The following is a 10,175-nucleotide window of genomic DNA, read 5'->3' as shown; positions in this document are numbered from 1 at the left end:
AGACGAAAAGGTCAAGAAGCCGCATTATAGCGACAAAAACAAAATTTTAGATAAAGATACAAAATAAAGCGCAGAATAGCGGTTTGATATCCTTGCGGTTAAATTTCGATATGTGTGATGAGTAAAAAATTACTAACCTATGCAGCAAAAATTCTATATATTAAGTAAATTGCTTATAAATTTATATTAAAAAACCATCATAATTTTAAGTCAAAATTTAAGAGAGAGTATCATTTACCTTAAATTTAATTTTAAGGATTTGTTATGTATTCCAGTCTAGACGCCGCTATTGCGAATATAAAGAAATTTTCTCGCTGCAAGAATTTTCATTACCCAAATATTCCTCAAGTCGGTGATATTGCGGATTTCAAACCGGAGCCGAAGTTTAATTTAACCAAAGACGAAAACTATCAAGAAGCCCTAGCTTTCATTAATGATAATTTTACAGGCAAGAGCAAATATTACGATTTTATCCATTTAACAAAACTTTCAAATTTAAGCTCCATTATAAAAATGGCTGGAGTTTTCAGCATAAGCCATTTAGAAAGTGGCGATATAAAACCGAATTTGTTAACTAATAATCTATCTAAAGAACTAGATAATAGGCGGAATTTAGGAGATTACGTGCACCTATCTATTATAAGCAACAATTACATGCTTCGTACTTTTATCGAAAAACATCCAAGCGATGATTTTGCAATAATTTTGATCTCTCCGTTCGTACTATTCTATCATGCTTTTATTATGAGTGATCAAAATGCAACGGCTAATGCGGCACATATCGAAAAATATAGTGTCATCAAAAACTATTTAGATTTCGATAGGCTTTATTCTATACAAGAATTTCCACCGCACAGTGAGGCTCAAAATAGTTTATACAAAATTTCACAAGCTGAAGTTATGATTTACGAAAAGATTCCGCTAAAATTTATAAGTGAAATAATACCGCTAGTTAGGAATTAGAAAATGCAGGCTATTAGACCGATTTTTTATGCGATAGATAAAAGTCCTTTTGTAAAAAGCGTAGATATAAAATTTGAATTCTTTAGCGGCTTTGCGTTATCTCAAAAGATAAAATCAATAGATAGCCTTTTAAGCAACGCTAGAGCCGAGCTTAAAAGCGAAAAAATTCTAGAAATCAGTAAGGCATCGCCAAATCCTCTCGGCAAAGCATTAAGCGCTTTTAATCTAAAGCTTCGCTTGAAAGATGAAGATAAAAATTTCATAGAAGCTAGCGTTGAACGGTTTTTTCAAGGCTCAAAATTTTTTGAGCGAGGCGGTCCGTTTGAAGAGATTATTTTTAGTGCTAAAGTTCATCCTAAAAAATATTCGCCGTTAAAAAATAGCGGAAATTTTTGTGGATTTGAGCTTTTCGGTGAACGTTTTAGTACCGAGCCAAAAACGTATTTTTATGATTTTTTATATCTAAGCGCTCTAAAACAAAATCCAAATTTAGCGGATAAAGTTTTAAAATATGATTATTTCAGCGATATAGAATTTAATCCTAAAAAGTCATTTTCCGCTCAATCTCGTACTGCCGCGCTCTTTGTAGGATTAAGCCGAAACGGAATTTTTAAAGAAATTTTTGCAGATAAGGATACATTTTTTGATTTTTACTGTAAAAATTTTAAAATGAAAAGTCTATTTTAAAGGAGAAAATATGAAAAAAATACTTACGCTAATATTTTGTATTGTGGTATGTATTTATTCTAAAGAAGTTGATTTTTTAGATAGTAGTGGAGAATGGGCTGTCTATATAGATACTGATAGAGAACTTACTATTTACTCATGGGAAGGTGACCCTCTTGCTTATTTAGATAATAATTTTAATATTTATGGGTTTAACGGTAAATATTTAGGTTGGTTTGAAGGTAGCATCATGTATAATATAGACGGCTATCCCTTTGCTTGCGTTAAAGAAGCATATGGTGGGCTAGCACCGCTAAAGCCCCTGAAGAGTCTCAAAAGTCTTGAGCCGCTTAAAAGTTTAAAAGAAATGCCAATATATAGACCGTACAAAAAACGTAATTTTGGTAATATATCTGCAGAATTATACTTAAGCTTGGGCAGATAAAAATATTAAGAATTTTATCCTATTTTTTTCTTGGATGAATTTTAATAGGTCTTAACCAAATCCGAGCGCTTTTTGAATCGCGAGCGTCTGCGCTACGATGCGCTCTAGCTGCTGTAGATTTAGCATATTCGGCCCGTCTGAAAGCGCATGAGCGGGATCTGGGTGCGTTTCGTAAAAAAAACCGTCCACGCCCACGGCCGCCGCCGCTCGCGCAAGGTACGGCACGAAGCGCGAGTCGCCGCCGCTCGTAGTGCCGATACTAGGCATCTGCACGCTGTGCGTCGCGTCGAAAATGACCGGCGCAAACTCGCGCATAATCGGCAGCGAGCGCATATCGACGATCAAATTTCCGTAGCCGAATGTACTGCCGCGCTCGGTGAGCCAAACGCCGTAGCGGCGCGCCAGATCGTGCATCCCTTCGCCGCTTGGTTGCGGCGCGTTTTGTGCGGCACTTATCGAGCCGTCTTGCGCGTTGCAAGTATGAGAGAAGTTTGGTTGCAAGGTGCTTTGCGTTTCGCTTTTGTTATCGCTTTGTGAGGCACAAGGCGTCGCCGTACCTTTAGCGGTACTTTCGGCACCGCTTCCAGCGCCGCAAGTATGAATAAAATTTTGTGCGTCCTGACGGGTGCTGCAAGAATTTTGCGCGCCTAGCACCGAAGATCCGCTATCTGTACTGCTTCGGGCGCCGCTTTGCGCGCTGTAAATTTCGGTATCGCTAGAGCAGGCGCTGTTTTGAGCGGCCTTTGTATCGCTAGATGCCGCGCCGCTTTGCGGAGTATAAGCCCGTGCGCTGCGGGTTTGCAGCACCTTTTCGACGCTGTGTTTCATCGCCTGCGGCGATAAAAACTGGCCTTTTTTGATATTTACTACCGCTTGCGTGCTGGCTGCGGCGACGAGTAGGTCGGTTTGGCGGCACAAAAACGCGGGTATTTGCAGCACGTCGGCGACGCGCGCGACGGGCTTTGCCTGGTAGCTTTCGTGGATGTCGGTTAAAATTTTATAGCCGAATTTTTCCTTTACCTCGGCTAAAATTTCGCAGCCGCGCTCAAGCCCCGGACCGCGGAAGCTTGAGATGCTGGTGCGGTTGGCTTTATCGAAGCTGCTTTTGAAGTAAAATTCCACCCCACTCATTTCGTTAAATTTGCGTAAACTTTCCGCGACTTTCATTATTAGCTCGCGGCTTTCGATCACGCAGGGTCCTGCGATCAGTATCATGAAATATCCTTTTTTAAAATTTGCGCGATTTTAGCGAAATTTTACTAACTCTTAATAGGGCTTGCCGAAAAATTTCTCGTAATGCTCGTAAAAGCGTTTGTAGTAAGGGTTTGAGTAGCGCTTGCGCATGCCGTAGTTGTAGCACTCGATTGTGTCTTTTATATTTTTATTTTTGGCGTTCCAGCATTTGCGCAGGATTTTAGCACATTTGGTGAGGTTGTACATCGGGTTGAATATATAATCGATCTCATTTTGGCTAAAATTTACGGCGTTTAGCTGCCCGAGTCCCACGTCGATGCTAAAGCCGTCCTCGTACAGATACTTGGCGATCTGCACGGCGTAAATTTCGTTTGCTGGTATGATCGTAACGACCCATTTGCTGGAATTTAGGCTGTAGTTGCTCGTTTTGATGCGGATATTTTGATTGCGCAGGCCCGCGAAATAATCGGCGTTTGCTTTGTTTGTCAAAAAGGAGATCGTGTAGGGCTCGAAGTCGCTTTCGATTTTGACGATGGTGTATAAAATTTCAGGCTTTACCCCTTCGTTTTGCGCTACTGCGGCGATGGCGTTTACGATCTCGTTCGGCGAGTAAGCGGGGGCTTGAAGCGCCAAAAACAGGGCGAAAACCAACTTTTTCATCTAAATTTACCGAGCCTTTGATAAAATTTTATGTCGCAAGTATAGCACAATTTCAGTCTTTTCATTATTGTTTAAGTGAAAATTAATCGTATTAGATATATAATCACATTTCTTTTTTAAACCCAAACGGTCGCTTAGCTCAGCTGGTAGAGCGCCACCCTTACAAGGTGGATGTCGCAGGTTCGATCCCTACAGCGACCACCATTTTGAAATCCTTGGATTTCATACTTCTTTAGCACTTGCGCTGCGAGTGTGATTTTTGGTGCGACGGTAGTTCAGCTGGTTAGAATGCCGCCCTGTCACGGCGGAGGTCGTGGGTTCGAGCCCCATTCGTCGCGCCACTTCTTACGATGTCTTGCTAGCTCAGTAGGTAGAGCATCTCACTTTTAATGAGGGGGTCGTTGGTTCGAATCCAACGCAGGACACCACTTTTATTACTAATTAAATCGCAAATTCTATGATTGATCGGTTGTATCTAAAAAACCAAAAATAAGTAAGGATATAAAATGAAATTTTTTCTCATCATAATTAGTATATTTCTTTGTATTTATATTGTTCTTTCGGTGCTAAGTTTTTCGCCTTGTGATATTAACGATATGTTGAGGCGAGACTACAATCATATGGAGCAAAAATGCAGATTAAAATTGATACGACGGGCTAATAATGGCAACAGCGGGGCGCATAGGCGACTTTTCTATTTTTATGAATTTTATTTTTTAGATAGATATTGTATAGATCAAAAGGCGCAGCAAGAATTAGACAAAGAAGAGCTAAATTTTATTAAAAAATTTCATTCTGGAAATTTAGATCTATGCACGAATAACGACTTTATAGTTGGTTTGTTAAAAAAGTGCGTTTTGAAAGAGGGAAATTTCACATTATGTACCGAGCGGATCGGAAAGGAAAAAGATATTAATATGGATGAAGTCATACATCTATATTACGCGGATAGAAAGCCGAAAGAATAAGAGCTTTCATGAAAAATAAGATTTACTTTATTGCCGCCGTTATAATATTATTTGCGTGGATATTTTATCTATATAAAGAGCAAAGCGCCTCTTGCGATATAAAAGATCTTTTTATGGGCGATACCGAAATAACAAAAGAGTGCAGAATTGCTATAATAAGGCAATTTGAAAAGAATGGTAACCCGCGCGCATATAAGCGATTGAGTTTGGTTTATGGAAAAATTTTAAGCGAAAGACCGACAGAAGAGGTTTTAGATGAGCTAGATCAAGAAGAGATAGAATTTTTGAAAAAATTGTATCCTGATTCAGAAATTCTATCTAAAGAGCTATCAAATAGAAAATAATAGATTTTTATAAACGCAAATTCGCCATAAAGATGGCTAAATTTAATGAATAAATGAAAAAGGACGGTGATTAATGGACTTAGAGTTTTTATACCAAAATTCAACGAATTCTGATAAATTTAGCATCAATTCGTTTGTCGGAAAATTTATCTATCAAAAAACTTGGTCGGATTGCGACTATTGGGAGTTAGATAAAGCTTTAATGCAGATTTTGAGTTTTTATCATAACAAAACGCTTCCAAGAGAAATTTTCGTCGCAATACTAGGGGTATTTAATGATGTTATCGGCGTGGAGGACAAATCAGAAATTTATGTAAGCAATATGCTGTGTGCAAAAAACAGCGACGGCGTAGTGCCTAGCATATATGATAGATTTGAAAGATTAAAGGTTCTGTGCAACAGCATCGTATTCAAAGAAAAGCTTAGCAATAGCGGTTTTTGGTATGCTCCAAAGGATTGATGCAATGAATCTTGTAAATTTTTATAGAAATACCGCATTTGATGATAGATATGATGCAAATTCCTTTATAGGTATGATTTTGGATAATAATCTATGGTCCGATGATGAATATTGGAAATTAGAAACCGATTTAAAAAAGATTTTGCGGCATTATAAAAACAAAGAGTTGGACCCAGAAATAATGCAAGGCATTATTTCTATCTCTAATGATATATTTCTAAACGGAAGTTGGCGCGACGTAGATATAGACGCAAAAAGCGAATGTTTTAAAACGTATAAATATCAAGAAGATACAAAGCCGAATATTTTCGATAGATTTCGCCGTATAAAAAGCTTATTATTGGCGGTTGCGTCAGGGGATGAAAATTTTTATAAAATCAAATTTTTCTATGAAAATTGTACGCTGGAGTCTTGTGCTAAAAATAGCAAAGACGGTGCGGTAGTTAAAATTCCATTAAAAGGAAATGCGATTTTAAATGAATAAAAAGACATTTTTAACTATTTTATTGGTAATAGTCGAGGATAGCGATTATATCTCTTTATGGGAGATCGTTTGGGAATTAAATTCTATTAACGTTGCCAATTCGCTTAAAGTAGCGAAAGAAATTTTATTGTCCTTATACGAGCAAGGGTATATAAGATTGTTTAGTTCAAATTGGGGTTATGATACAGAAACAAAAGAGATATGTGATAAGTCTAAAATTTTAAATATTTTAAGAGATGATAAAAGTTATGAGCCGGTCGGCGTAAATAGCAAATACTTTTGTGCGACCGAAACGCAGCAAGGAAGAGCTTATTATGCAAAACAATACTAAAATGCGAAAAACAGTAGTTTGGACGGTATAAAATGAGAATAAAAGCGCTCAATCTAAATTTAAGCCCATACGTTTATTTCTTTAGCGAAGCGGAAGATTTTAGGTTTAAGATTTTTAAAGATTTTCAAGCCGTGAGTGGGAAAAGACCACCGGATTTTTATGAGCTTGAGGCGTTTAGCCTAATGAAAAGCACCGAAGTCTATGAGACCGATTCTATCGCTAGCACATTAATTCATAATCTTAGCTTATGCGATGAGAATGTAAAAGATATTTTAATAATGTTATTTGGGCAGTTTTATCTAAATAATTTCATAGATACCGACATAAAATATAAAACTAGCACCAATATAAATTTAAATATGAAAAAATTTGAAGAATGGAAAATTTTAAGAGAAAATTTCTTTTATAACTTAGATAAATTTATAGCACGCTCATACGAATATCTAAAAAACTATACTCACGCAGACAGCGCCTTTTGGGAAGAGCCGGACCGGTGGTGCCATTACAATATGTATATGTTTATCACGGAATGCGGTAAAAAATATTATGATGAAATTTTGATTCCTAGCCTCTGCAACAAATACGAACACATAGAGGTCGATATCGACGAAAAAGGGAAAGTGACAAGGTGGTATGGAATATAAAAGTAATAAAATTTAGGAGAATAAAATAGCGAGAGGAAGAAAAGCACTTTTGCAATCACTTTTTGCTTTAGCGTCAATTGAATTTCAAACCAAGTATATTGATAATGCCGATGCAGATGCCGATGTATATACATCGCCGGAAGAATTGTTAGAGGACCTAAGTAGTGCCTGCATAGAGGCGCAATCATTTAAGGAAGAATTTACGCAAGATGAATTAAAGCGATGTGAAGCAATGAGAGACAAGATAAAAAGTCTTCCCAATGAAGATATATATAAAACGCCTCTTTGGGAAGAACTACGTAAAGAAGCGAAAGATTTTTTAAATTTTATGGGTTATAATGTAAGCGATATCGACAATAGCATTTTCAGGCAACTTTAGTTAGCTATATCAATGAGAAATAAAAGGAAACCCAAATGCAAATTAACGGAAAAGAGATATTTGAGAAAGGTGCTCTTATGTGTCATCTAAGTCGAATGGCTTCTTTGGAATATCAGGACAAATATATCGTTCATCCCACAATCAATAAATATGAAGATCCGTCGGAAATGGCGGAACTCTTATATACCGAATGCAAGAACGCTTTATTGGAGCAATTTGAATTTTGTTTCCTGCCATACGAGAGAGATGCGCTAAGAGAGCTTTTGGAGCTCATAGATAGATACTTTAAAGATCAAAGCCTACTAGAAGGTGTATGTGAATATTTGGTCTATCACAATAAACCTTGGGTAGAGGTTAGAGAGCTAGCCTTAAAGACTTTGTATACCTTCGGGTATGATTTGGAAGACTTCGACTATGATTAAATCCATATTGGACTTAGCAGAATGAAATTTGTCGTATATATCTTTACTATGCTACTATGCCTAAGTGCCTGGGCTTTGCTTGGTTGTATACAGCGAAAATAAAACCGACTCCGCGCAAACGAATATTTTCATTTTGGTCGCGTCTAGTTGCGCTGCATCATACTGCACGCCGTAACGACACATCTACGCCGCCGGGCCGCGCTAGCTGCTACGTCGCGACGCATACTATCGCTCGCCTCAAACCCTTGCACCGAAGCGCCTAGATCATCTTTCCGACGAGTTTTTCTTTAAATTCCTTGTAAATTTCAGGACCCGCGTGTTTGTATTCGCTCGTTAGCTTGTTGTGAAATTCCGCCATATCGCCACCGCTTTCGCGGTAGAGCTTGATCGCGTTTCGCCTTACGGCGCCGTCTTTTAGGTCGCTATCATAGGCGATGCTTGCGTACCTTGCTCGCGCGCCGTCCTTGATCTCGCGGTAGGCCTCGCAGCCTTTGGCTCTGCCGAGTTTCGCGACGCACGCGCCGTAAAGGGCTTGCAGGCTCACGCACTGGGGTATCAGCGCCTCCGCCGCGGCAATGTCCGCTTTGGCGATTTTAGAATTTGCAGCCTTTTGTTCCTGTTGTGCAGCCTTCGACTCCTGCTTCGCGGCTTTTGCTCCTTGCTTTTTGGCCTTTGGCTCTTGCTTTGCAGTTTTCGGCTCCGCTTTTTGGGCTTTTTTCTCCGCCGTGTCGCTTGTTTTGCCTTGCTTTGTGCCTGCTCCTGCGGCTTGCGAGGCTAGGCTGATCTTTTCAAATTTCGGATTTTTGCGGTAGTTTAGATCGTTAAAAAATTCTATCACGTCGTCGTAAAATTTGTCGTTGCTGACGATGCCGATCTTGCCCTCCTGCCCGCAGAGCTTGCCCATCAAAAATACGATGATCTTATCGGCGAAATCCTTTCTTTGCTTGCCGATCGTAAAGACCTCGCCTATGCTAACGCCCATCTTTGATAGGCGCGCAAGGGTCAAGGCGCCGATCTTTTTGGCGGTGTTGGAGACGATATTTAGCTCATCGCCCTCTTTGAGATTTACGACGTCGAAGATATTATCGACGTCGATATTTTCGTCGTCTATGATAAAGTGCGTCAAAGTTTTTCCTTTAAATTAAATTTCAATGCCCGCGCTCGCGCAAATTTCATCTCTAAAGCGTGCGAAAGGCTTCATCGGAGGCTGGTTTTGCAGATGCTCGCCGATGGGCTTTTGCATCCACGCCATATCGTACCAGCGGCCGAATTTATAGGCGCAGCGCTCGAATCTGCCGACGAAGCGAAAACCCATACGCTCGTGAAATCGCACGCTAGCGTCGTTTAGATATTCGTCATCCCCGCAAGCGTTCATATCTACGATGTTTTGAGCCTTGAGTGCGCGTTGTAGCGCCTCGTAGAGTAGCCTGCCGATACCCAGAGCGCGCATGTTTTGCGACACGTAAACCGAGCTTTCCGTCGACCAATCATATGCCGCTCGCTCTTTGAAAGCCGAAGCGTAGGCGTAGCCGAGGATTTGGCCCGATTTTAAATTTACGCCGCTTTGTTTTACCGAGGCGATTAAATTTGCGCTATTTTGTTTCGTCGCGGCGCTTGTGCAATCTCGCGCCTCGTCTGCGGGCGAAATTTCGCTCCCTGCGCTCGCCGCGCTCGCAGAAATTTTAAAATTTTCATTCCATTCGTCGTCTGCACATGCCGCCTCATCGCTTACGTAAGCGAGTAGATAGGGGTATCTTTGCAGTGTCTGCTCGATTCGCCCCGCAAATTCCGTGGCGCTGGGCACGTCGTATTCGAAGCTGATCGCCGTTTGTTTTACGTAGGGCGCGTAAATTTCAAGCAGCGAGTCCGCATCTTGCGGCGTTGCGAGCCGCAGTTTTATCAGCACCCGATCTCCTTTAAATTTAGCCGTTTTTGCATAATTTCGGTTTTAAACTTGTCTAAATTTGCCGCCGCGACCGGCTTTTAAATTTAGCGGGAATTTTATCTCGCGCACAAAACGGCTAAATTTCAGAGACGTGTTTAAGCGCGTAAATTTTAAAATTTAACCCGCGCCATCTATTCGCCGAAAAGCCTCCAAAACTCGGGCGCAAATTTCGTCGGCGCAAATTCTATGATCTCGTATTTTGCGACGCCGTTTTGAAAGAACGGATCTTGCGCGATGATCTCATCAAGCTCCGCGCGGTCTTTGGCGTTG

The 10,175-nt window shown here is 40.2% G+C and carries 14 protein-coding genes, 3 tRNA genes and 2 pseudogenes; 14 read left to right on the top strand and 5 right to left on the bottom strand.

What is annotated here, in order from left to right:
- Nucleotides 1–264 precede the first annotated feature (264 nt).
- Genes Q0614_RS09565 through Q0614_RS09555 form a run of 3 tightly spaced genes read left to right on the top strand, consistent with a single transcriptional unit; the run spans nucleotide 265 to nucleotide 2,074 of the window.
- Nucleotides 265–963 (top strand): DarT ssDNA thymidine ADP-ribosyltransferase family protein, encoded by a 699-nt coding sequence (locus Q0614_RS09565; RefSeq protein ID WP_297943743.1) that lies wholly within the window; start codon nucleotides 265–267, stop codon nucleotides 961–963.
- 3 nt (nucleotides 964–966) lie between these two features.
- Nucleotides 967–1,650, top strand: coding sequence for a hypothetical protein (locus Q0614_RS09560; protein WP_298788318.1), 684 nt, complete (start codon nucleotides 967–969; stop codon nucleotides 1,648–1,650).
- A gap of 10 nt (nucleotides 1,651–1,660) precedes the next feature.
- The gene (locus Q0614_RS09555) at nucleotides 1,661–2,074 is read left to right on the top strand and encodes a 4-fold beta flower protein (RefSeq protein WP_298788317.1); all 414 of its coding nucleotides are present in this window, start codon (nucleotides 1,661–1,663) and stop codon (nucleotides 2,072–2,074) included.
- Between the two features lie 51 nt (nucleotides 2,075–2,125).
- Here Q0614_RS09555 and Q0614_RS09550 read toward each other — a convergent pair.
- The 3 genes and pseudogenes from Q0614_RS09550 to Q0614_RS09540 form a co-directional block, all read right to left on the bottom strand.
- Nucleotides 2,126–2,494: pseudogene (locus Q0614_RS09550) on the bottom strand (3-deoxy-8-phosphooctulonate synthase); the annotation flags it as partial.
- A 372-nt stretch (nucleotides 2,495–2,866) separates the two neighbouring features.
- Nucleotides 2,867–3,289: pseudogene (locus Q0614_RS09545) on the bottom strand (3-deoxy-8-phosphooctulonate synthase); the annotation flags it as partial.
- 51 nt (nucleotides 3,290–3,340) lie between these two features.
- Nucleotides 3,341–3,928 (bottom strand): transglycosylase SLT domain-containing protein, encoded by a 588-nt coding sequence (locus Q0614_RS09540; protein WP_297881650.1) that lies wholly within the window; start codon nucleotides 3,926–3,928, stop codon nucleotides 3,341–3,343.
- Between the two features lie 128 nt (nucleotides 3,929–4,056).
- Between Q0614_RS09540 and Q0614_RS09535 the strand changes: the two genes are divergently transcribed.
- From Q0614_RS09535 to Q0614_RS09485, 11 genes are all read left to right on the top strand, one after another.
- Nucleotides 4,057–4,132 (top strand) — tRNA-Val (locus tag Q0614_RS09535).
- 60 nt (nucleotides 4,133–4,192) lie between these two features.
- A tRNA-Asp gene (locus Q0614_RS09530) sits at nucleotides 4,193–4,269 on the top strand.
- A gap of 11 nt (nucleotides 4,270–4,280) precedes the next feature.
- Nucleotides 4,281–4,356, top strand: a tRNA-Lys gene (locus Q0614_RS09525).
- 78 nt (nucleotides 4,357–4,434) lie between these two features.
- Nucleotides 4,435–4,896 (top strand): hypothetical protein, encoded by a 462-nt coding sequence (locus tag Q0614_RS09520; RefSeq protein WP_298788315.1) that lies wholly within the window; start codon nucleotides 4,435–4,437, stop codon nucleotides 4,894–4,896.
- Between the two features lie 8 nt (nucleotides 4,897–4,904).
- Nucleotides 4,905–5,240, top strand: coding sequence for a hypothetical protein (locus Q0614_RS09515; RefSeq protein ID WP_298052997.1), 336 nt, complete (start codon nucleotides 4,905–4,907; stop codon nucleotides 5,238–5,240).
- Nucleotides 5,241–5,313: 73 nt separating this feature from the next.
- Complete coding sequence (locus tag Q0614_RS09510) at nucleotides 5,314–5,700, top strand: Imm41 family immunity protein (protein ID WP_298788313.1); 387 nt, start codon at nucleotides 5,314–5,316, stop codon at nucleotides 5,698–5,700.
- 4 nt (nucleotides 5,701–5,704) lie between these two features.
- Nucleotides 5,705–6,184 (top strand): Imm41 family immunity protein, encoded by a 480-nt coding sequence (locus Q0614_RS09505; protein WP_298788311.1) that lies wholly within the window; start codon nucleotides 5,705–5,707, stop codon nucleotides 6,182–6,184.
- The gene (locus Q0614_RS09500; RefSeq protein WP_298788309.1) at nucleotides 6,177–6,515 is read left to right on the top strand and encodes a hypothetical protein; all 339 of its coding nucleotides are present in this window, start codon (nucleotides 6,177–6,179) and stop codon (nucleotides 6,513–6,515) included. The genes Q0614_RS09505 and Q0614_RS09500 overlap by 8 nt, the downstream gene beginning before the upstream one ends.
- A gap of 32 nt (nucleotides 6,516–6,547) precedes the next feature.
- Complete coding sequence (locus Q0614_RS09495) at nucleotides 6,548–7,159, top strand: hypothetical protein (RefSeq protein ID WP_298788307.1); 612 nt, start codon at nucleotides 6,548–6,550, stop codon at nucleotides 7,157–7,159.
- Nucleotides 7,160–7,208: 49 nt separating this feature from the next.
- Nucleotides 7,209–7,538: a hypothetical protein gene (locus Q0614_RS09490; protein WP_298788306.1), complete on the top strand. Its 330-nt coding sequence runs from the start codon at nucleotides 7,209–7,211 to the stop codon at nucleotides 7,536–7,538.
- A gap of 206 nt (nucleotides 7,539–7,744) precedes the next feature.
- Nucleotides 7,745–7,960 carry a hypothetical protein gene (locus Q0614_RS09485; RefSeq protein WP_298788304.1) on the top strand — a complete coding sequence of 72 codons (216 nt, stop codon included), beginning with the start codon at nucleotides 7,745–7,747 and terminating at the stop codon, nucleotides 7,958–7,960.
- A gap of 259 nt (nucleotides 7,961–8,219) precedes the next feature.
- Here the strand turns inward: Q0614_RS09485 and Q0614_RS09480 are convergent, their stop codons facing one another.
- Nucleotides 8,220–9,086 carry a hypothetical protein gene (locus tag Q0614_RS09480; protein WP_298788302.1) on the bottom strand — a complete coding sequence of 289 codons (867 nt, stop codon included), beginning with the start codon at nucleotides 9,084–9,086 and terminating at the stop codon, nucleotides 8,220–8,222.
- 15 nt (nucleotides 9,087–9,101) lie between these two features.
- Complete coding sequence (locus Q0614_RS09475) at nucleotides 9,102–9,866, bottom strand: GNAT family N-acetyltransferase (protein WP_298788300.1); 765 nt, start codon at nucleotides 9,864–9,866, stop codon at nucleotides 9,102–9,104.
- Nucleotides 9,867–10,175: the final 309 nt, after the last annotated feature.

The organism is uncultured Campylobacter sp. (assembly GCF_937997595.1).
Lineage (GTDB): Bacteria > Campylobacterota > Campylobacteria > Campylobacterales > Campylobacteraceae > Campylobacter_B.
Note: the sequence above shows the minus strand (reverse complement) of the source record. Positions and strands in the feature narration are given on the sequence as shown.